This window comes from Steroidobacter sp. (assembly GCF_036406195.1).
Lineage (GTDB): Bacteria > Pseudomonadota > Gammaproteobacteria > Steroidobacterales > Steroidobacteraceae > Steroidobacter.
The window spans coordinates 357,399-378,677 of record NZ_DASWVW010000061.1; the positions used below are offsets into that span (position 1 = coordinate 357,399).

The 21,279-nt window shown below is 62.4% G+C and carries 15 protein-coding genes; 5 read left to right on the top strand and 10 right to left on the bottom strand.

From position 1 onward, the window contains the following. Positions 1–19: 19 nt before the first annotated feature. From VGE08_RS25180 to VGE08_RS25190, 3 genes are all read right to left on the bottom strand, one after another. Entirely contained in the window at positions 20–742 is a 723-nt protein-coding gene (locus VGE08_RS25180) for a response regulator transcription factor (protein ID WP_331070695.1), read from the bottom strand. Between the two features lie 89 nt (positions 743–831). Next, positions 832–2,328 carry a PAS domain S-box protein gene (locus VGE08_RS25185; protein ID WP_331070696.1) on the bottom strand — a complete coding sequence of 499 codons (1,497 nt, stop codon included), beginning with the start codon at positions 2,326–2,328 and terminating at the stop codon, positions 832–834. A 354-nt stretch (positions 2,329–2,682) separates the two neighbouring features. After that, positions 2,683–3,372 carry a response regulator transcription factor gene (locus tag VGE08_RS25190; protein ID WP_331070697.1) on the bottom strand — a complete coding sequence of 230 codons (690 nt, stop codon included), beginning with the start codon at positions 3,370–3,372 and terminating at the stop codon, positions 2,683–2,685. A gap of 445 nt (positions 3,373–3,817) precedes the next feature. Here VGE08_RS25190 and VGE08_RS25195 point away from each other — a divergent pair, with 445 nt between their 5' ends. Then, positions 3,818–5,281: a PAS domain-containing protein gene (locus tag VGE08_RS25195; protein ID WP_331070698.1), complete on the top strand. Its 1,464-nt coding sequence runs from the start codon at positions 3,818–3,820 to the stop codon at positions 5,279–5,281. A 56-nt stretch (positions 5,282–5,337) separates the two neighbouring features. Here VGE08_RS25195 and VGE08_RS25200 read toward each other — a convergent pair whose 3' ends face one another. The 4 genes from VGE08_RS25200 to VGE08_RS25215 form a co-directional block, all read right to left on the bottom strand. Beyond that, positions 5,338–6,534, bottom strand: a complete 1,197-nt coding sequence (locus VGE08_RS25200) for an EAL domain-containing response regulator (RefSeq protein ID WP_331070699.1) — start codon at positions 6,532–6,534, stop codon at positions 5,338–5,340. Continuing rightward, on the bottom strand, positions 6,521–9,220 hold the full coding sequence (locus tag VGE08_RS25205; protein ID WP_331070700.1) for a hybrid sensor histidine kinase/response regulator: 2,700 nt from the start codon (positions 9,218–9,220) through the stop codon (positions 6,521–6,523). The genes VGE08_RS25200 and VGE08_RS25205 overlap by 14 nt, the downstream gene beginning before the upstream one ends. A gap of 249 nt (positions 9,221–9,469) precedes the next feature. Then, a complete protein-coding gene (uxaC, locus tag VGE08_RS25210) occupies positions 9,470–10,882 on the bottom strand; it encodes a glucuronate isomerase (protein WP_331070701.1) in 1,413 nt (470 codons plus the stop codon). A 125-nt stretch (positions 10,883–11,007) separates the two neighbouring features. Further along, positions 11,008–12,150: a LacI family DNA-binding transcriptional regulator gene (locus tag VGE08_RS25215; RefSeq protein WP_331070702.1), complete on the bottom strand. Its 1,143-nt coding sequence runs from the start codon at positions 12,148–12,150 to the stop codon at positions 11,008–11,010. A gap of 134 nt (positions 12,151–12,284) precedes the next feature. On the opposite strand from VGE08_RS25215, the gene VGE08_RS25220 reads away from it, so the two are divergent. Together VGE08_RS25220 and VGE08_RS25225 are read left to right on the top strand one after the other, a co-directional pair. After that, positions 12,285–13,805, top strand: coding sequence for an altronate dehydratase family protein (locus VGE08_RS25220; RefSeq protein ID WP_331070703.1), 1,521 nt, complete (start codon positions 12,285–12,287; stop codon positions 13,803–13,805). After that, entirely contained in the window at positions 13,802–15,298 is a 1,497-nt protein-coding gene (locus tag VGE08_RS25225) for a mannitol dehydrogenase family protein (RefSeq protein WP_331070704.1), read from the top strand. Before VGE08_RS25220 ends, VGE08_RS25225 begins: the two co-directional genes overlap by 4 nt. Here VGE08_RS25225 and VGE08_RS25230 read toward each other — a convergent pair. Then, a complete protein-coding gene (locus VGE08_RS25230) occupies positions 15,280–15,612 on the bottom strand; it encodes an alpha/beta hydrolase family protein (protein ID WP_331070705.1) in 333 nt (110 codons plus the stop codon). The genes VGE08_RS25225 and VGE08_RS25230 overlap by 19 nt on opposite strands. A gap of 197 nt (positions 15,613–15,809) precedes the next feature. Between VGE08_RS25230 and VGE08_RS25235 the strand changes: the two genes are divergently transcribed. Further along, entirely contained in the window at positions 15,810–16,817 is a 1,008-nt protein-coding gene (locus VGE08_RS25235; RefSeq protein WP_331070706.1) for a sugar kinase, read from the top strand. Between the two features lie 128 nt (positions 16,818–16,945). Further along, complete coding sequence (locus tag VGE08_RS25240) at positions 16,946–18,376, top strand: aldehyde dehydrogenase family protein (protein WP_331070707.1); 1,431 nt, start codon at positions 16,946–16,948, stop codon at positions 18,374–18,376. 6 nt (positions 18,377–18,382) lie between these two features. Here VGE08_RS25240 and VGE08_RS25245 read toward each other — a convergent pair whose 3' ends face one another. Further along, entirely contained in the window at positions 18,383–19,069 is a 687-nt protein-coding gene (locus tag VGE08_RS25245) for a hypothetical protein (protein ID WP_331070708.1), read from the bottom strand. A 137-nt stretch (positions 19,070–19,206) separates the two neighbouring features. Continuing rightward, positions 19,207–21,186, bottom strand: coding sequence for a PQQ-dependent sugar dehydrogenase (locus VGE08_RS25250; protein WP_331070842.1), 1,980 nt, complete (start codon positions 21,184–21,186; stop codon positions 19,207–19,209). Between the last annotated feature and the right edge of the window lie 93 nt (positions 21,187–21,279).

A 21,279-nucleotide genomic window follows, 5' to 3' on the forward strand; every position in this document is an offset into this window, starting at 1 on the left:
GGCGGGCCTGGCGAGCGTGTTACGGCTTCGCGCCCGGCTCCCTCCCCGCATACCAGTTGACCGCGTATTGCATGAGTTGCGCCGAGGTGCGCAGCGAAAGCTTGCGCTTGATGCGTTGTCGATGCGATTCCACCGTCTTCACGCTCAGGTTGAGCGCTTCGGCGGTCTGCCGCGTCGACAGGCCCTTGCCGATCATGTGCAGCACCTGCAACTCACGATTGGTGAGACTGTCGACCGGATTGGAGGAGATGTACGCCCCGCCGGAGGCGAACTTCTCGATCATGCTGTTGCCGACCGCTTCGCTGACATAGATGCCGCCGTCGAGCACGCGGCGCAGCGCAACCAGGAACTGATCGGAAGCCGCCTGTTTCATGATGTAGCCATTGGCGCCGGCCGACAGCATGCGTTCCGCATAGATCGCTTCATCGTGCATCGATAGCACCAGCAATGGCAGCGCCGGATAATGGGCGCGCGCGTCTTTGACCAGCTCCAGGCCATCGCCCTGTTTGAGCGAGACGTCGACGATGACCGCATCCGGTTCCTGTTCCCGGATCATGGATTTGGCCTCGCGGGCCGTCTCGGCCTCACCGCACACTTCCAGATCCGGTTCCGCTTCGATCAAACGCCGCAGTCCCTGACGGACGATGGGATGATCGTCGACGATCAGCACGCGGCGCTTCTGGTCCTTGGACACACCCGCGGGTTTGTGTGCCGGCTTGAACAGAGAAGACCCAACGCTCATTGCATGACTCCTAATAAACTCTCTTTCGTGTCGCCAGCGGCCGAGGCCCTCGCGACTGCAACTCGATTGGCGCTAATTGACGCCATGCGCTAATTGACGCCATGGCTGGCAGGCCGGCGAGGACGGCGCGCCCTGACGGCATCCGCAGCGGGTTCCAGCGGGCATTCGCAGATGATCCGTGTGCCGGGCCGGGCATCCTGAATGGCCGCATCGGGCACGCCACGCTCGAAACGCACTTCGCCGCCCAGAATTCGGGCGCGATACCGCATGATCTTCAAGCCCATGCCGGGCGCGTCCACCGCATGGGCCGGCATGCCCAGACCGTCGTCGGTCACCGTCAGCCGAACCTTAGCGCGGGCCCCATGCAAATGCAGTCGTATAGACCGCGCCTGGCCGTGGCGGACCGCGTTACGAACCGCTTCCTGCGCAATTCGATACAGATGATTGGCCAATTCGGTGCTCAGCGGACGAGTGGTCTTCACACGATGAGTACAAGTGACCTGCACGCCATACAGCTCGGAGGCGTGCATCGCCAGGCCTTCCAGGGCATCGGACAGGCCGCCCCGTTCCAGATTCACGGGGGACAAGCCGCGCGCCAGCGCGCGAGTGCTTTCGATCGAGCTATTCACCAAGCGCGTGATCCCTTCGATTTCCGGCAGGATCACCGGATATTCCGTGGTCAGCCGCCCGGCCAGACCCCGCAGCATCAGCGCGATGCCGGTCAACTCCTGACCCAGGCCGTCATGCAGGTCATTGCCGATGCGGTACTGCTCGCGGCTGACAGCTTGCAAAATCGCGCGCTCCAGTTGCTTGCGCTCGCTCACATCCTGGAGCACCAGCAGACTGTGATTGCGTCCCGCCACTTCGAAACGGGACAGCACACCGGCGGCCGCGAAATGCGAGTCATTGGCGCGGCGGCCGTCGAATTCCACCTGCATCGAGCGGCCCTGCTTCGCTGACAGCGGTTGCCAACGCTCGGGTTGCTCGAATGGCCAGCCGGCCAGCATGGCCATGTCTCGCCCGATGAGCTCGCCGCGGCGATAACCGAACAGGGTGTCGAAGGCCGGATTGGTGATCTCGATGATGCCGCGTTCGTCGATGACCGCGACCCCTTCGAGCATCGATTCGATCATGCGGGCCTGAGTCGCGATGGCGCGCTCGGCGCGCACCTGCTCGGTGGTTTCGCTGGTGACCACGGCCAACGCCACGATCTTCTGCCCTTCGCGAATCGGGCTGACACGCACATCGAAGTGGCGGGACTGGCCGTCGCTGCCTTCGATCTCTGTGACATAACCATCCACCTGGCCATTCGCGAGCACTCTATGCAGCGTCGATAAAGCGCGGGCGTGCAGGCCCGGCGGAAAGAACTCAGTAATCAGGCTGCCTTCGATCTGCTTGACCGTGCGCTCGCCGATACCGCGATTGGCCATCACGATGCGCAGGCTGCGGTCGACCACGAACACGAACTCCGCCACCGCGCCGACCAGTTGCCGCATCAGGTCCGTCTGCAACGCCGAGCGCAGACCATCTTCAGCTGGCGTAGCGCCGCCGACGGCTGGAGCGTCGATTGTTTTTGCAGAGGTCAAGCGTGGCAAGTTCCATGCGAGTCGAGCGCCACGAGCAGTTCCAAGAGTCCCGCGCACACCAAAGCGGCGTGGCGGATCTGCCCGCAGACTGTGGACAAGCATGGTGTTGTAGCCGACGTGTAGGGGGTATCAGCCAACCCCCTAATGTCACAGGGGGTGTGCTCGCCTTTCAATGGATTGTGGCGGACGTCTCGTTTGGCCCGAGAACGCGAGCCGCGACAAATACTTATATGAGCACGCCAGCCACGAAGTCGCACCATGCAGAAGTCGGTGGGAACGGAGCGTGAACTCCGTCACAATTGGCCGGTACTTGGAATCGTTCAAGTAGATCTTATGTAGTGAATTTGGACTCAGTCAGTGAGTGTCATTAGGCGCCGCGCCCGGGGCGGCATCCGTATCGGACACCCACTGAGTGGCATAACGGATCAATTCGCTGGTGGAACGTAGATTGAGTTTCTCTCGCATGTGACGTCGATGCGCATCGACCGTCTTCATGGACAGATCGAGCCGCTGCGAAATTTCGCGCGTGCTGATGCCTTCACCGATCAGGCGAAATACCTCCAGCTCACGATCGGTCAGTGCGGAGACCGGATCTTCATCGGCGGCGGGCGAACGCCCACGCGCTACCTGGCTGAGCAGACGCTCGCCCATGGCGGAACTTACATGCCGCTGGCCGCGAGCCACCTTGCGCAAAGCGCCGAGGAAATCCGTACCCGCGACGTTCTTCATTACATAACCACTGACGCCGAGACGCAGCAGGCGCTCGGCATAGAGCGCTTCATCTTGCATCGACAGCACCAGCACACGGACATTGGGATGATCACTTCGAATCCATCGCACCAGCTCGATGCCGTCATCCGGCCCCAGCGCCAGATCGACCACGGCCACATCGGGTTCCTCGCCCTGAATGGCGGTTTGCGCCGCCTGCACCGAGGCTGCCTCTGCCTGCAGCACGAAGTCGCTTTGCCCGGCGAGCAGCTGCTTCAAACCTTCACGGACGAACGGATGGTCATCGACGATCAGGATCCGTGTTGGATCGGCCATGGTCATTCCTCAAAGAGAGCACCGGTGCGGCGCTCGCATCCTGTACCTTCAATCTGGCGATGACACAAGCGTGCCGCTCGCATCCTCTACCTTCAACCTGGCGGTGGCACAAGCGTGCCGCCCGTAGCCTCTACCTTTCAATCGGGCGATGGCATATTGATGCCGCCTGTAGCCTCTACCCTTCAATCGGGCGATGGCATATTGATGCCGCCTGTAGCCTCTACTCTTCAATCTGGCGATGGCATATTGATGCAGCAATCCCCATTTTCCACAGTGCCCGCATGGTGATAGGTTCGACGCCACTTACACGACTCCGGGCACTTCGGCCGCGCCAGCGACACAACGTTGATCGGCAATGGGTCGAGCGGCGATGGGCCAATGATGGAGTGCGCTGGGCCTGCCTTCAACAGCCAACCGTGCGGGCGCGCTCCCGAAAGATCTGCTCATGAAAATGGATTCGACAGAAACGCTGCACTTCGTCCTACTCGAGGACGATGCCAATGACGCCGAGCTGATTCAACTGCAGCTGGCGCGCAACGATCTGGACATCACCTGGCGCCACGTGATGTCGGAAAGCGATTTTCGCGCGGCGCTCGCCGGCAGGCCACCCGATCTGGTGCTGGCCGACTACACGTTGCCGGGTTTTGACGGCCTCACGGCGTTGCGCATCGTACTGGAGCGTTCGGAGGATATTCCTTTCATTTTCGTGTCGGGCTCGCTGGGCGAGGAGCGCGCCATCGAAGCGCTGAAGAGCGGCGCTACCGATTACGTGCTCAAGGATCGTCTGCAGCGCTTGCCGATGGTGGTCAACCGCGCGTTGTCCGAGGCTCGCGTTCGCCGCGAGCGGCGTCGAGCCGAGACGGCGTTGGAAGAGCAACGCGTCCTGCTCGGCACGCTCATCGACAGCCTGCCCGAGATCATTTACGCGGTCGACACCGAGAATCGCGTGACGGTCGTGAATCGCGCTCTGCTCGACACGTTGAACAAGACGCGCGACGAAGTTCTTGGCCGCCGCCTCTCCGAGTCGTGGACCGAAGAGAACGTAGTCGATATCGAAGCGCAGGCCGCGACCACCATGCGCACTGGCCGGCCGCTCACCGATCAGGAACGCGCGTGGATCGGCGCCGATGGCTCGGTCCGCTGGTTCACGTTCACTCACGTGCCGTTGCGCGACCATGGCAATGTGGCCGGGCTGGTGTGCACGGTGCAGGAAGTGACCCAGCGCAAGGAGCTGGAGCAGGAGATCCTCGAGATCTCCAATCGCGAGCAACGCCGGCTGGGCAGCGACTTGCACGATGGTCTGGGCCAGGAATTGACCGGCCTGTCGTTGTTGATGAAGGGCTTGGAAATGCAGATGGCGCGAGAGTCGCCGCAATACTCGGCGCAAGTCACCAAGATCACCGATCTGCTGTCGCGGGCGATTCAAAGCACTCGTTCGCTGGCGCGTGGTCTTGCGCCGGTGAACCTGGAGCGCGGCGGATTGCCGGAAGCATTGAAGCACCTGGTGGCTCGCTGCACCGACATGTACAGCCTCCAGTGCACCTTCACGCAGGGCGGACAGAAGCTACCCGACCTCGAAGAAGGCGCGGCCACGCATCTTTATAGAATCGCGCAGGAAGCGTCGACCAATGCGGCACGCTACGCGCGAGCGACCTCGATCAACATCGATCTGCGCTCGACCGGCCGCAAGTTGCAGCTGACCATCTCCGATGATGGCATCGGCCTCAGCGCCGGCCTGGCGCAAGGCCGCCCGGGCATGGGACTGAAGATCATGGAGTATCGAGCCCGCATGCTCGGTGGTCAGATCAGCTTCGACGAACCGGGTGCCGGCACCAGAATCACACTGACGGCACCGCTGCATCTGCTGCGGCAATCGAAAGACAAGAAGCGGTTAGCGGTTGGCGGTTAGTGGTTGGCAAGAGGAGCAGCGGGCACTAGCCACCAACCGCTAACCGCCAACCGCTGTTATTTGCGGACCACCGGGACCAGCGTGTGGTCCGCGCCATTCCATACGTCGATGAACGATTCGATCTCCGAGGCCGGCATGGACGGCGCGATGAAGTCGCCCTGCAGGGCATCGCAGCCACACTGCTCCAGGAATTCGAACGCAGGTGAGTTCTCGATGCCTTCGGCGCACGCCGTCAGCGACAGGTTGTGCGCCAGCTCGACGATGGCGCGCACCACCGTCGCGGCTGCCTTGCTCTGCGCGATCTCGGAGATCAGCAGACCGTCGATCTTCACCTCGCTGAAGGGCATCTTGTAGAGCAGCGTCAACGACGACGTGCCGATGCCGAAGTCATCGAGCGACAGACCGACGCCCTTCACACGCAGCCGCGTGAAGATATCCATCACCAGTTCCGGATCGTCCACCGACGCCGCTTCCGTCACTTCCAAAGTAAGCTGCTCGGGACGGACTTCGAACTCACGCAGCACGCGTGACAAACGTTCCGGGAACTCCAGGTCCTGCACCAGCCGTGGCGACAAGTTCACCGCCGCACCGAGATCCAGACCGCGCGTGCCCCAATGACCGATCTGACGGATCGCATCGGTGAGCACGAAGTCGGTGAGGTCGACGATCAGACCGGATTGTTCGGCCAGCGGCAGGAACTCGCCGGGATACAGCAAGCCCAGGCGCGGATGACGCCAGCGCACCAGCGCTTCGGCGCTGCGCACGTGCCAGTCGTTGGCCGAGCGCACGACCTTGGGTTGATAGTGCACGATGAGCTCGTGCTCATCGATGGCTGTGCGCAGCTCTTCGACGGAGATGCGCGAGCTGGGCTCCAGATGCTTGGCCAGCAGCGTTTCGATATCTTCGAGCATCGCCGGCTTCTGCAACGTACCCAGCATTCTCAATCCCAACGACTCGCCGAGCTGGCGCGCGCTCGCCAGCACACGCTGATCCATCCCGCTCGCCAGCAGGATGCCGGAAGTCACATTCTGACGCGCCAGGTAGCGCAACGCCTCGATGCCGTCCATGCCCGGCATCTGCAGATCGAGCAGGATCAAGGCGGGTTGCCGGTGCGACAGCTGCTCACGGAAGCTGGCAGCGGTGTCGGCGGTGATGACCGTGCAGCCGACGCCCTGGCCGATCTGCTCGATCAGCTCCAGGAAGTCCGCCTCATCGTCCACTGCCAGTAACAGATTCCTCTCACGCCGGAACACGCTTGTTCTCCTCTTTACCATCCAGCAAGCCGCGGACGCGCCGCGCCAGCTCTTCCACCTGATAAGGCTTGGGCAGCAGCTCGACCGTGCCATCCAACAGGCTCCGGTGCATCACGCTGCTGTCGCTGAACCCCGAAGTAAGCAGCACCTTCAGCCCGGCGCGCCGCTCGGTGAGTTTTTCCACCAGCTGCGTTCCCAGCAAGCCACCGGGCAGCATGATGTCGGTGAACACCAACGCGATGTCCGGGTGTCGCATGAATCGCTCCAATGCCTGATGTCCGTTGGCCGCTTCGTGCACTCGATAGCCGAGGCTGGTAAGAATTTCAACCGCGGTGCCTCTAACTTCCGCATTGTCCTCCACCACCAGCAGCGTTTCTGTGCCGTGCGGCAAGTCTGCTTCAATTGCTCCATCCAGCCGCGCCTCATCGGCGCTTGCCCGCGAGCGGGGAAAGTACAGCTGCACGCTGGTGCCCTGCTGCGGAGTGCTGGCGATGTGGACATGACCGCCCGACTGTTTCACGAAGCCATAGACCATGGACAGGCCCAGGCCGCTGCCCTTGCCCACTTCCTTGGTCGTGAAGAATGGCTCGAAGACTCTTTTCAGCGTTTCGGCGGACATGCCTGCGCCATTGTCGGCCACCTCCACCACGGCGTACTCCCCCGGCGTCGGGCCATCTTCGCGCTGTGGTCGCTCGGCGCTGATGGTCTCGTTGCGAGTCGCAATGGTGATGACGCCGCCGTTGGGCACCGCGTCGCGCGCATTGATCACCAGGTTGAGCACTGCATTCTCCAACTGCCCCGGATCGGCCCGCGTAAACCAGGTGTCCGCGGCGAGCCGCCGTTCGATCTCGATATCGCCCGTCAATGATCGACGCAGCAATTCGTACATCCCCCCAATCAGGGTATTCAGATCGACGATGCGCGGCTCGAGCACCTGTTGACGAGCAAACGCCAGCAGCCGCTTGGTCAGCTCGCCACCGCGCTTGGCGGCGTTGAGCGCAGTCTCGGCTTGTCGTAGCAGGCGCGGCGTCTGATGGAGTGAGCGGGTCAACAGCTGCATGTTGCCCACGATCACCGACAGCAGGTTGTTGAAGTCATGCGCGATGCCGCCGGTCAGGCGGCCCACCGCTTCCATCTTTTGGCTTTGTCGCAGCTCGGCCTCGAGCAAACGTTTCTCGGTGATGTCGCGCGCCGCGACGAAGCAGCCCTGGATCTCGCCCTTGTCGTCATAGTGCGGAATGAAGGCCCCTTCCAGATCGACTGGCTTGCCCTCGGCATCGCGATAGCGGCCCTGCCCTTCCATCGTCCGGCCTTGCAGGGCCTCTCTCACAAACGGTCCGAGCGTGCTGTAGCGGCGTTCGCCAATTACATCCCTGATGGCGCGGCCGCGTGTATCGGCCAGCGGCAAGGCGAAGAACTGCTGAAAAATGCGATTGGCGTACACCATGCGCTCATCGCGATCCGCATACGCCACGAACAATGGCAACGAGTCCAGCACCGTGCCGTAGAAATCCTGGCTGCGGCTCAGGGCTCTTTCGGCGTCGATCTGCGCGCTGATGTCGCTGAGCGAGCCGGCCAGCCGCGTCGGGCGGCCTGCGGCGTCACGCTCGGCTTCGCCACGCAGGCGACACCAGACAATGGTTCCTTTGCGAGTCAGCACGCGACAGCGGACGTCAAGCCGGCTTTGATCTTCCAGATGCGCGCGAATCTTGCTGAGCACGGTGACGCGGTCTTCCGGATGTAACACGTTCTGGAACGCCTGGAAGGTGTTGGCGAAGTTCACGTCGGCGCAACCGATGATTTCGCGGAAGCGGCTGGCGTACCAGACATGGCCGGTGAGCAGGTTCCACTCATACAAGCCATCCAACGTGCCGCGAATCGCGCGTTCCCAACGCTGCTCGACTTCCAGGGCCGTGCGTTGATCTTGTTTGCTGCGAGAAATGTCCTGCAGTACGCCGATGACCCGCAGCGCTTTGCCGGCGGCATCACGCCGAACGACCTTGGCGTGCGCCAGGAACCATTTATAGCCGCCGTCGTGCGCGGCGAGTCGATACTCGGATTGGAAATACGGGAGGTTGCCATGGAAGTGGCGTTCGAATTTTTCCAGCACGGCGGAATCATCGGACGGCAGCATCAAGCGATCGCTGAGTGTCTCGCGTTTGAGCAACTCGCGAGGATCGATGCCCAGGGAAATGCGCCACTGATCGTTGTAGGAAACTTCGTCGCGCTCGACATTCCAATCCCACATCGACAGCTCGCTCGCTTCCATCGCCAGCTCGAGTCGAGCCTCGCTGGCGCGCAACGATTCGCGAGCGAGTTTGTAGTCGGCAATGTCTTCGAGGGTGATGACGATTTGCTTCGAGCCCGCGGCCTGGGTGCTCACGCGAGTCCACAACCTTTCACCGCCCCGGCAGTGGATGAGCCATTCGGCGGAGAAGTCGTCGCCGGCGAGGATGGCCTCGCGCAGGTGCTGATGAACTGTCGATTCAGTGCCCGACCCGCCTAGTGCTTGCAGGCCAGAGCGAAGGAGGTCGGCGCGGTCGTAGCCGGTCAGGCGGCAGAAGGCGCTGTTGACATAACTTAGGCCGACCTGAGCGTCGCCGCGGGTCGCGATGGCGATCCCGTGAACGACGGCATCGAGCGCGGCGTGCGCATCGATGTCTGGGCTGCAGTCGGCGGTGGACATGAAGTGTTATTGGGTTCGGTCGGCTTGCGAGTTTGGATGAGTGACATAAAGCCGGCCGGTTCGGCCGCAGGTGCCGGAGTCTGCAGAAGTCCACGCGGGGAAAGTGTGTTGTGGCGCGCGGCGCTGAGGCTTTAGGGGATTCCCTGAAGGGGGATTTGGTGGAGCTTGGTTGGCTGTTGGGTTGGGGTTGGGGAAGCGCACTCACCCCACGATGCCCGAAGTAAACCAACTGCGGCGAGCGTCAGAGCCTCACAGCTTGTACGCCTGCTTGGGCAACCGATAAGCGAGATCTCGCACAACCTCAGCCGCGGCATCTTCGTCGATGCGATGTTCGGCAACCAGGCGAGACAAATAGACGCAATCGATACGACGCGCCAGGTCATGGCGGGCGGGAATGGAAAGGAACGCGCGGGTGTCGTCGTTGAATCCGACGGTGTTGTAGAAGCCGGCGGTTTCGGTGGTGTACTCGCGGAAGCGCAGCATGCCTTCCGGGCTATCGTGGAACCACCAGGCGGGGCCGAGCTTCAGGGCGGGATAGTGGCCGGCGAGCGGCGCCAACTCGCGGCTGTACACCGTTTCGTCCAGCGTGAACAGAATGATGCTGAGCGACTTGCTGTTGCCGAAGCGATCCAGCAGCGGACGCAGTGCCTGCACGTACTCCGTCTTCTCTGGAATGTCCGCGCCCTTGTCGCGACCGAAGGTTTCAAACAGCCAGCGATTGTGATTGCGGAAAGCGCCGGGGTGAATCTGCATCACCAGGCCGTCGTCCGCGCTCATCTTGGCCATCTCGACCAGCATGGCGGCGCGAAACAATTCAGCGTCGGCGGCAGTGAAATCACCCTTCGTGACTTTTTCGAACAAACGCTGCGCGCCCGCTTCACTGAGATCTGCAGTAGCAGCCGTGGGATGGCCGTGATCGGTTGAAGTTGCGCCGGCCTGGGCGAAATCGGCGCGACGCTTGCGATGCGCGTTGAGATAACCCTGCCAGGAGTAGACATCTTCCCCGGTGATTTCGGCGAAGCGCTGCAACGAATCTTTGAATTGCTCGTGCTCGGGATCGATCACGGCGTCGGAACGATAGGCGGTGATGACGCGGCCGTGCCAACCGCTGGCGCGAATCTTGTGATGATGATCGAGCGTATCCACCGGCGATTCCGTGGTTGCCAGCACTTCGATATTGAAGCGCTCGAACAACGCGCGAGGGCGGAACGCATCCGTCGCGAGCTTCTCGCCGATCACGTCGAAATAGTGGTCAGCGGTGGCCGGCTCGAGCCGCACGGTCAGTCCGAACACCTTGGCGAACACGAAGTTCAGCCACAGCCACGACGGCGTGCCGTTGAACAAATAAAAGTTCGCCGCGAACTTGCGCCAGGCTTCGCGGGGATTCGCGTTCGAAGAGCCACGTCGCGACGCGACGCCGAGGTCATTCAGATCGATGCCCTGGCTGTACAGCATGCGAAACAAATAATGATCCGGCGCCAGCAGCAGCTCGGTGGCATTGCCGAACGGCGCGTTGTTGGCGAACCACTGCGGATCGGTATGGCCGTGCGGGCTCAGGATGGGCAGATCGCGCACTTCCGCGTACAGGCGGCGGGCGATCTGACGAACGGACGGCTCGGCCGGAAACAGGCGATCTTCGTGCAGGTTCAGCGGTGTGCTCATGAGCAATGGGTCTCTGGCGCCGTGCGGAATGGCGGCATGGTAACCGGTGTCATGATCTGCCGCCAACAATCGGTGGCGGGACACCGATAATGCGCTGAAGCCGCGAGCGTTCGGAGCTTGGCGGTCTAATTCACCGGGCGGCCGGACGATTCGCGCACTACCAGATGTGAAAACACCGTGGTCGCGGCCGGTGACGGTGCTTCCGAACGCGAAATCTTGGAAATCAATCTTTCCGCAGCCAGTCGTCCCATGTCCCGGATCGGCTGCCGCATGGTGGTCAATGAAGGACAGAGTCGCGATGCGAGCGGACTGTCGTCGAAGCCAATGACCGTGAGGTCCTGCGGAATGCGCAGCCCTCGCAGGTATGCCGTGCGATAGACGCCCGCGGCCATTTCGTCATTACTGGCGAAGATGGCCGTTGGACGCGGCGTGCGCGACAACAGCATTTCGGCGCACGCAGCGCCGGACTCGAAGGTGTACGCGCCTTCAGCGATGTAATCCGGCGCCAACGTCAGACCGCGATCGGCCAGCGCGTTGGAGAAGCCTTCCAGACGCTCCTGCGACGAACGATAGGTCGGCGGGCCAAGAATCATCGCGATTCTGGTGTGTCCCAACTTGGCCAGGTGCTCCGCGACTTCGGCAGCGGACTGCCGATCCATGGATTGCACCAGGTTTTGCGGCTCATCCAGCGCGGCGGACAGGATTCGGATGTAGGGGCAATCGATCTCGCGCAGCATCTCGGCCAGCGCGTGATTCTCGGAAACCGGCGGCAGGATCAGCATGCCGTCGAGCCTCTGCCGGCTGACCAGTTGGCGAATATCGCTGAGCAGCTCGGGACTGTTGCGATCGCAAGGATACACCACCAGTTCATAGCCGAGACGGCGCAGCGCGCCGAGCGCACCTTCCTGTACATTGATCACATAGGGCGCATTGGGATTGTCGTAGACCAGCCCGATCAGGTGCGAACGGCGGAAGGCCAGGGCGCGAGCTTGCGGGTCTGGCGTGAATCCGGTGCTGCGAATGATCTCCGCGATCCGGGTCCGCGTCTCCTCGCGAACGAATGGCGACTCGTTGATGACCCGCGAGACGGTCTTTTTCGAGACATTGGCCAGCCGCGCTATGTCATTGATGGTCGGCTTCTTCTCGGGGCTGCGGCGCAGGGCCGAGGGCCGCGCGTCGGAGGCGGCCGGGCGCGGCTCGACCCGTGCCCGGGCGGCCTGCGCCGGGGGCATCTGTCGAGTCGCTTTCTTGGCCGATTTTCTAGCCATCGACGAACAACCTGCTGTGGATCTGGCCACGCGAGAATACCGCGCGTGCCGACGATCGCGCAGTAACGGTACCAGAACGCGCCCTGAATGACACCGGTTTCCATGCGGCCTCGATCAGTGCCATCATGCAAGCCATGAGTGCCGCCCCTTCAACCAATACGATGCCGCCAGCCATCTATCGAGTCGCGGCGGAGGACGATGTCGCCGTCGCTTTGCGGGACATCGCCGCGCAGGACCGCATTGCCGTTGGCGATCAAATCGTCCAAGTCACGGCGAGCATCCCTCGTGGACACAAGCTCGCGATCCGATCGGTAGCCGCGGGACAGCCCGTGCGCAAGTACGGTTGGCCCATCGGTCGCGCCACCAGGGACATCACCGTCGGCGCGCACGTCCACTCCCACAATCTGGAAACATTGCTCAGCGGCACCGATGAGTATGAGTACACCGCCTCGGACTCGTCCGATGTATCAAAGGCGGCGGCGGGCGCGGATTCATTCCTTGGCTATCGTCGAGCCAACAGCAAAGTCGGCACGCGCAATGAGATCTGGATTCTGTGCACGGTCGGCTGCGTGGGCCGCACCGCCGAACGCATTGCTCGCCTGGCCGCGCAGAAATTCGCCAGACGCGTCGACAACATCGTCGCCTTCCCTCATCAATTTGGATGTTCGCAACTCGGCGGCGATCTCGATCGAACGCGGCGATTGATTGCCGGCCTTGCGCAACATCCCAATGCCGGTGGCGTATTGATCCTTGGATTGGGATGCGAATCGAACCAGCTGAGCAAGCTGCTGGCCGATATTCCGGAGACGGAGCGCGAACGCATTCGCTACTTCGCGGCGCAGGCCACGGAAGATGAAACCGAGGCGGGCCTGCAAGCCGTCGAAGAACTGGTGCAACTTGCCGAACGCGATCGACGCGCACCGTGCAGTCTCACGGACCTCGTGGTGGGTCTGAAGTGCGGCGGCTCCGATGGCTTCAGCGGCATCACTGCGAATCCACTCGTAGGTCGCATTGCCGACCGAGTGACTCGCGCCGGCGGCACCGCGGTGCTCACCGAGATTCCGGAGATCTTCGGCGCCGAACGCTTGCTGATGCAACGAGCCGCGAATCGCGCGGTGTTCGACGACATCGTGCAAGTCGTCAACGACTTCAAAGAATATTTCCTGCGCAACCATCAGCCCGTGCACGAGAATCCGTCCCCGGGCAACATCGCCGGCGGAATCACCACGCTCGAGGAAAAGTCGCTGGGCGCCGTACAGAAAGGCGGCCATGCCACCGTGACGCGGGTGCTTCGCTATGGCGAGCGCACCAGCAAGCCAGGACTGACACTGCTCGAAGCGCCGGGCAATGACGGCGTCTCATCCACTGCCCTGGTCGCGGCTGGAGCGACGATTCTGCTGTTCACCACCGGGCGCGGCACGCCGCTGGGTTCTCCAGTGCCTACGCTCAAGATCAGTTCCAACTCCCCGCTCGCGGCACGCAAATCACATTGGATCGATTACGACGCCGGCAAAGTGCTGAGCGCTGCCGATCCCGAAAGCGTAGCCGACGAGCTCCTGCAGTTGATCATCGCCACGGCGTCGGGCCAGCCCGCACGCAACGAGATCAACGAGCAGCGTGAAATCGCAATCTGGAAGGATGGTGTGACCCTGTGACGTTATCGCTCGCCTCCATCGCGGTGCTCGGCCGCCGCGACCTGAAGATACCCGCTTACGACCGCAACCGCGTGAGCATCGGCATCGTCCATTTCGGACCCGGCGCGTTTCATCGCGTACACCAGGCGTGTTACGTCGACGACATCCTCCACTCCGACCCGCGCTGGGGAATTTGTGAAGTGTCGCTGCACAGTACCGGTGTGCGCGATGCGCTCGTTCCGCAGGACGGCCTCTACACCATCGCTATTCTGGACGAGCAGTCGTCCTTCCGTGTGATCGGCTCGGTGAAAGAAGTGTTGGTGGCTCCCGAATCTCCGAGTACGGTTCTGGAACGCATGGCGAGTCCGGCCACGCGCATCGTCACCGCCACCATCACCGAGAAAGGCTACTGCCTCGACAAGAACGGCGGCCTGGACGTCTCGCATCCGGACATCGCGCACGATCTGCAGAATCCGGCGACGCCGAGGACATTCGTTGGCTTTCTCGCGCGCGCTCTGCGCATGCGGCATGACCTCGGTCATGAGCCTTTCAATGTCATCAGCTGCGACAACCTCGCTGACAACGGCCATCGATTGCGGCGTGCGGTCCTGGATTTCGTTCGCGCGAGCGATCCGACATTGACCGCCTGGATCGAAGAGCAAGTGCCGTTCCCCTGTACCATGGTGGACAGCATCACACCTGCAACGGACGATGCACTTCGTTTGCGGGTCAAGGAAGCGTTGGGTGTCGAAGACCTCTGGCCCGTGCGGCGCGAGTTGTTCTGCCAATGGGTGATCGAGAACAAGCTGCGCGGTCCGCAGCCCGATTGGGCAGCCGTCGGCGTTACCGTGACCGACGATGTCGCTGGCTTCGAACGCGCCAAACTGCGACTGCTGAACGGCGCGCATTCCACTCTCGCCTACGCGGGCAGCCTTGCCGGCTATGACACAGTCTCCTCAGCCATAGCTGACGAGGCGCTGGCAACCTTCGTTCGTCGCATGATGATTGAAGACATTCGGCCCGGGCTCGCACCTCCAGAGGGCCTCGATCTGGACGGATACATCGCAGCGGTATTGCGCCGGTTTCGCAATCCAACGATTCGGCATCTGCTGGCGCAGATTGCATGGGACGGCTCGCAGAAGCTGCCGTTCCGCACTCTTCCGGTGATCGCCGAAAACCTGGCGGCGGGCCGCTCGATCGCACGTCTGTGCGTGCCGCTCGCCGCCTGGTTTCATTTCATCCGCCGGCAGGTGCGTCACGATCGGCAAATTGTCGACCCGCTTGCCGCAGAGCTCGCCGAGCGTGCGCAACGATGCAATGGCGACTCCGCCAACGACGTCTCAACATTCCTTGGCCTGGAGAAAGTTTTCAGCACGGAGCTGGCGGGCAATGCAACGTTTCGTGCGCGGCTCGAGCTAGCCTATGCGCATCTGGCCGATGTCGAAGGCCCGCCGACTCTCGGTGCGGCGCTGGCCAAGATCACGGCTCGAGCAGGTCAGGAAATCCATCCCTGACTTTGCAACCATTGCCGGCAGCGCTCGATCCAGCGATCGCCGGTCGTGGCGTTGTTCAGGCCATACCCATGACCGCCCGCCGGATACACCATGAGTTGTGCCGGCACCTTGTTCTCCTGCAAGGCTTCGAAGAAACGAATGCTGTTGGCGACGGGAACCGTGACGTCATCGGCTGCGTGAATCAGGAGCGTCGGCGGCGTCTCCTTGCTGATGGCCAACTCGGCCGAAAAGCGCTGGATATCCGCGGCAGAAGGTGCGCTACCCAGCCAGCCGAGCAGGCACAATGCAGCGCGGGCGCTCTTACCAACTCTCATGCTCCGTGAGCCCCTTGAACAAGCGTCGTGACACCGGTGACAATCAATCAGGCTAACAGAGCGTCTTGCCCTCCGGCAAGGCGCCGCCGTTTCGGTCCGCGGACGAAATAGATGCCACCGACAAAGACCCATCGATCCCGGATTGCCTACAATCTTGCGCGCCAGGCTGCGCAGTCATCAGGAACTTCTTGCTCTTCATGAAACCGGCCATCATCTGCTTCGGCGAAGTCTTGTTGCGCTTGTCGTCCCCAGGCAAGGAGTTGCTACTGCAATCGCCCCGCTTCGACGCTCACATCGGCGGCGCCGAAGCCAACGTCGCCGTCTCGCTGCATAAGTTCGGGCATCGCACGCGCGTCGTAAGCACGCTCCCGGACTCGACGCTTGGCAGAGCGTGCGCGGACGAATTGCGCCGTCACGGCGTTGAAACGGATGCGATCGACTTTCGCGACGGTCGCATGGGAATGTATTTCCTGACGCACGGCGCAGGACATCGGCCCGCGGAAGTTCTTTACGATCGCAGCAACTCCGCATTCGCCGCAGCACCGGCGGACACTTACGACTGGGCATCGTTGCTGAAGAACGCACAGTGGCTGCATGTTTCTGGCATTACGCCAGCGGTCAGCAGCACAGCTGCGGAAGCCGCTTCGCTGGCGATGCAAGCGGCTCGGAAGGCCGGCATCCAAATCTCGTTCGACTGTAATTTCCGTGCACGCCTGTGGGGATCGCGCGCGCCAGAAGCACCCCAGTTATTGAGTCGGCTGTGCGAGCACGCAAATGTTATCTTCGGCGACGATCGCGACATCGCGTTCATGCTCGGTTTCAAGGCGACTGCGGGGGACGCGCGCCGCGAAGCTGCCGATCTGGCATTCAAGACGTTCAAGCATCTGCGCTACATCGTCTGCACCGAACGAGCGCGCGCCAGCGTGGATATGCAGCAACTCACCGGCCTGTTGTTCGATTCACAGAACACCTACACCAGCCGCTCCTACCCCTTGCACAGCATCGTGGACCGTATTGGCGGCGGTGACGCATTCGCGGCCGGCGTCCTGCATGGATTGCTGACGGGCATGAGCCCACAGGCAGCGATCGAGTTCGGCGCGGCGGCCGGTTGCCTGAAGCATTCCATTCCCGGTGATTTCAACCTGTTGGGTGTGGCCGACGTGGAACTGCTGTTGTCGGAAAAAGGGGGCGACGTGCGGCGCTGAAACATCTGCCGCCATTGACGTATCATTACCCTTCGTTTTTCGCGCCGCACCCGACCCCATTTCGGGCTGTTCTGTAGTGCGAATCGGGTTGTTCTGTAGTGCGGATCGCTGCGTTGGCGGAGGATGGTATGTACGAGTTCAAGCGGTTCTATATCGATGGCGCGTGGGTGACCCCGCCGGGCCGTCGCGAGTTGGCTGTGATCAATCCGGCCACCGAGCAGGAGATCGGGAAGATCATCCTTGGTACTGCCGAAGACGTGGACGTTGCAGTGAAAGCAGCTCGCGCCGCCTTCGAAACGTATTCGCAGACCTCGCGCGAAGAACGCGTCGCGCTGCTGGAACGAATCATCCAGGTCTATAAGAAGCGCATGCAGGATGTGGCGCGCGCCATTTCCGACGAGATGGGCGCCCCGATCAAGTTCGCCCTGAACGCACAGGCCGGCAGCGGCCTCGGGCATTTCATGGCAACGCTCGCCGCACTCAAGGAGTTCGAGTTCGAGGAAAGCCTCGGCACGACCTTGATCCGCCGCGAGCCCATCGGTGTGTGCGGTTTGATCACACCGTGGAACTGGCCGCTCAACCAGATCGGTTGCAAGGTGGCACCGGCGCTGGCCGTGGGTTGCACGATGATCCTCAAGCCCAGCGAAGTCGCGCCGCTCAGCGCGCACATCTTCGCCGAGATCCTGCACGAAGCGGGCGTGCCTAAAGGTGTGTTCAACATGATCGACGGCGACGGCCCAACCGTGGGCGAGGCGCTGTCACGCCACCCGGACATCGACATGATGTCGTTCACGGGTTCGACACGCGCCGGTGTGCAGGTCGCCAAGGCCGCGGCGGACACGGTGAAGCGCGTGTCGCAGGAGTTGGGCGGCAAATCTGCAAACATCATCCTCGAAGACGCGGATCTCAATGCAGCGGTGAAGAGCGGCGTGTTGTCGATGATGTCCAACACCGGGCAGTCGTGTAACGCGCCCTCGCGCATGCTGGTCCCGAAGAAGCTGTACGAAGAAGCCGTCAACATTGCCAAGAGCGTGGCGGCCAAGCCGGTGGTCGGCGACCCGAAAAAGGATGGCGTCACCATGGGTCCGGTGGCCAACAAGACACAGTTCGAAAAGATTCAACGCCTCTTGCAAAAGGGCATCGACGAAGGCGCCACGGTGGTGATCGGCGGCCCCGGCCGGCCGGACGGCATCGACAAGGGTTATTTCGTCAAGCCCACGGTGTTCGCCAACGTGAACAACAATATGACCATTGCTCGCGAAGAAATCTTCGGCCCGGTGCTGGTGATGATTCCCTATGAGACCGAAGAAGAAGCGATACGCATCGCCAATGACACGGTGTATGGCCTGTCGGGCTATGTGTACTCGGGCGACATCGAGCATGCACGCAGAGTCGCACGCAAGCTGCGGACTGGCATGGTGCATTTGAATGGCGCACCGACGGACATCAATGCGCCCTTCGGCGGTTACAAACAGTCCGGCAATGGCCGCGAGTGGGGCAAGGAAGGGCTCAAGGAATTCCTGGAGACCAAGGCGGTGATGGGCTACTCGGCCGCCTGAGCGCCGCTACGGCAAGGGCCCGTGATCCGGATTTCGCACCGGCTCGGGCCCGGTGCGGCGATCGAAGAAGCGGCGGATCTTCATGCCCGCCAATTCGCTGTCGCCGCTCCATTGCATGAAATATTCGAGCTGGCCGGTCTTGGTGAGGCGGAATTTCTCCAGTCCGCGCGGGCCGCGGCGCACCCGGCGCTCGATCACGAACCAGTCGCCATCCCAGCCGACCCACGAATCCGCCAGCTGCCCCTCGGGCATGGACACCTGGGTGTGACTGCCGGCTTCCACCCGGCGGGTTTCGACAGCACTGATGAATTCGAAGCGCGTCGCAGCCGGCTGCTTGATCTCCAGCGTCGAACTCACGGCCAGCATGCGAAGCAGATTTTCCTGATATCGCTTCTGCCACGGGCGCGGACCGCGACGGCGATCGTCCGCCTGCGGCGGAGGCGCATCCACGTCGATCGGCGGTGGCATCCCTTGCGGCCGGGTTTCTTCTTCGCGGCGCCGCCAGCGCTCGAAGCGCTCCCGCTCCTTGGCCTGGCGTTCCGTCAGCATCGCTTCGGGATCGTCGCTGTTGGCGGTGTTCAGCACCCAATATCCGGTGAGATCGATGGGCCGCTTGGGCACGGCATCGAAATCAGCGAACGCGAGCGTTGTCCAAAGACCCAGCGCGACGGTGCATAGGGAACGGTACAGCAAAGTGGCTCGAGCTTATGCAATGTGAGTGAAGGAGCGCCCAAGCCAGCTTAAAGACTGCTTCCGCGAGGGGCAACCCACGACGCGTGATCGTCACCGCCGAGTCACGGCTCGCCCGTGTCGCTCGGCCACCTCAGCCGCTATTTCGTGGCAATGCCGCGCTTGTCGATGCGCTCGTTCCTCTGCAGATACTCGATGATGGCCTTGCGATGCTCCGCGTCGACGATGCCTGGAAACGCCATCGACGTGCCAGGGACACTGGTTTGAGGTTGATGCAGGAACTCGTTCAGGCGCTCGACATCCCACACGCCCGACTGCGCGCGCAGTGCCGGCGAATACTCGTCGTAGCCCTGCGCCGAGGCCACGGCGCGGCCGACGATGCCCATCAGATCGGGCCCAATGCGATGGGATATGCCATCGGCAATGGTGTGACAGCCCAGGCATTGGGTCGCGTACAGACTGGCACCGTCCTGTTCGGTGGCTGGCTCCAGCAGGGTCAGCGCGGCGGCATCGTCCCAAATCAGAATACGGCCATCCGGCAGTTCCAGAATGTCTCGCACTCTTTGGTTCAAGGCGATTGGTTCCTGGACCACGACGCGATCCTGGTCGATCACCAGTCGATACAGCGAACGCGTCGACAGCGACCCGACCAACAGATTGCCGCGCCAGATTGGAAACAACTCGCCGTGCAGCGCCGTCACATCGGACGCACCGATGCTGGGAAGCCATGACAGAACCGGCTGCTGATAGCCCGAGTGCCGGCCCTGATCCTCGCTCAATGGCCATGCCGTCGAGCCGTAGTCGGTGCCATAGGTCACCTTGGGCCAACCGTAGTTCACCTGCGCTTGTAACAAATTGAGCTCGTCGCCGCCTTGCGGGCCGTGCTCCGTGATCCACAGCTTGCCGTCCTGAGTGCGTGTGATGCCTTGCGGATTGCGATGCCCCAGGGTGTAGGTGCTGTGCTGCCGAGTTGCAAGATCGATCAGGAGGGTCTTGCCATAGTCGCTCGCCGCATCCTGCGCGAATGCCTGGTGCGACTCGATGCCCGAGAAACCCTGGTCGCCCAGGGTCAGCAGCAGTTTGTTTCCTTCCAGCAGCAGCATCCGGCCGCCGATCTCCTCGCCTCGGAACGGATTCTTGGCGCGCATGCGCTCCGGTCCGGTGAGCGGTATGCACGGCGTGGATTCGAACAGGGTCGACCACTGCGCCGCCGGGATGCTTTGTTCCAGGTTCGACAGCGAGGCCGTCAGCTCGGAAATCCGAACGACGAAACATTGCTGCGCCTCGTGCCAATAGTGATGCGACGCCAGGATGCGAACCTGGTCGCCCGCCACTTGCGCAAGCACATCGGCAATCCGGAAGCGCCACGTTTGCACGGCCGGCGGGCCCAACCCGCGCCACTCCCTGGAGCGCGCCGGTTGGCGGGCCGAGCCGCCGAAGGCCTTGGCGAATTCTTCGCGATTTGCCGGCACGATCGTCTCCAGCGCCTGGACCTCGAAAGCGTCGCGTGCGGCATCGATCACATATAAATGACCGTCGCCGGTGGCCAGCAGGATGCGCTCTCCAATCAGGGTCAGGCCGCCGCCGCGGGTCGCGGGTTTGGGAACCCAGCCATCTCTGACTGTCACGCGCAACGGATAGAACGCGGTCGACAGAGATGTTTCACGCGTGGTTCGCTCCATCGCCGGGGACGAGCTCACGCTGGCAAACGCATATGCCGTTAGTATCCCGGTGAGAACGACGGCGGCGGCCACTGGCGCGCGCCGCAATCCCAAGGGGCTGATGGCCAGCGGCACGATGACTGCAATGGCAATCACCAACGGGATCAGCAAGTAGCGCGGCAAAGAAATAGCTACGATGGCTGCGCCGATCAGGAACAAACACAACACGGCGAACGAGCGCACCAGGGCGCGGCCGGCGGCCGCCCAGCTGGCCGAACGATCCACCAGCAGCGACAGCAGGCACGCGGCACCGAACGCACCCAACCCCACCAGCAACGCAAATTTCTGCTGCCGTCCGAGCGTGCCCCAAAGCTCCGCGTATTTCAGGACGGGCAGCAGCAACAGAACGAGCGCCCCACAGGCGTACCACGCCAGGCGCTGCCAGAACGGTGGATGCACGTCACTCAATCGATCCCGCCTCGCTGCTCTTGTAGTCGGCCTCCTGGATGCCCTTGGGGAAGGCCGTTGGGGCTCTAACGCAAGCAGTGGGTC

Coding starts and splice junctions, on each gene's coding strand:
- VGE08_RS25180 (WP_331070695.1), bottom strand. CDS start 742: ATGAGCGTTGGGTCTTCTCTGTTCAAGCCGGCACACAAACCCGCGGGT.
- VGE08_RS25190 (WP_331070697.1), bottom strand. CDS start 3,372: ATGGCCGATCCAACACGGATCCTGATCGTCGATGACCATCCGTTCGTC.
- VGE08_RS25195 (WP_331070698.1), top strand. CDS start 3,818: ATGAAAATGGATTCGACAGAAACGCTGCACTTCGTCCTACTCGAGGAC.
- VGE08_RS25205 (WP_331070700.1), bottom strand. CDS start 9,220: ATGTCCACCGCCGACTGCAGCCCAGACATCGATGCGCACGCCGCGCTC.
- uxaC (WP_331070701.1), bottom strand. CDS start 10,882: ATGAGCACACCGCTGAACCTGCACGAAGATCGCCTGTTTCCGGCCGAG.
- VGE08_RS25215 (WP_331070702.1), bottom strand. CDS start 12,150: ATGGCTAGAAAATCGGCCAAGAAAGCGACTCGACAGATGCCCCCGGCG.
- VGE08_RS25220 (WP_331070703.1), top strand. CDS start 12,285: ATGAGTGCCGCCCCTTCAACCAATACGATGCCGCCAGCCATCTATCGA.
- VGE08_RS25230 (WP_331070705.1), bottom strand. CDS start 15,612: ATGAGAGTTGGTAAGAGCGCCCGCGCTGCATTGTGCCTGCTCGGCTGG.
- VGE08_RS25235 (WP_331070706.1), top strand. CDS start 15,810: ATGAAACCGGCCATCATCTGCTTCGGCGAAGTCTTGTTGCGCTTGTCG.
- VGE08_RS25240 (WP_331070707.1), top strand. CDS start 16,946: ATGTACGAGTTCAAGCGGTTCTATATCGATGGCGCGTGGGTGACCCCG.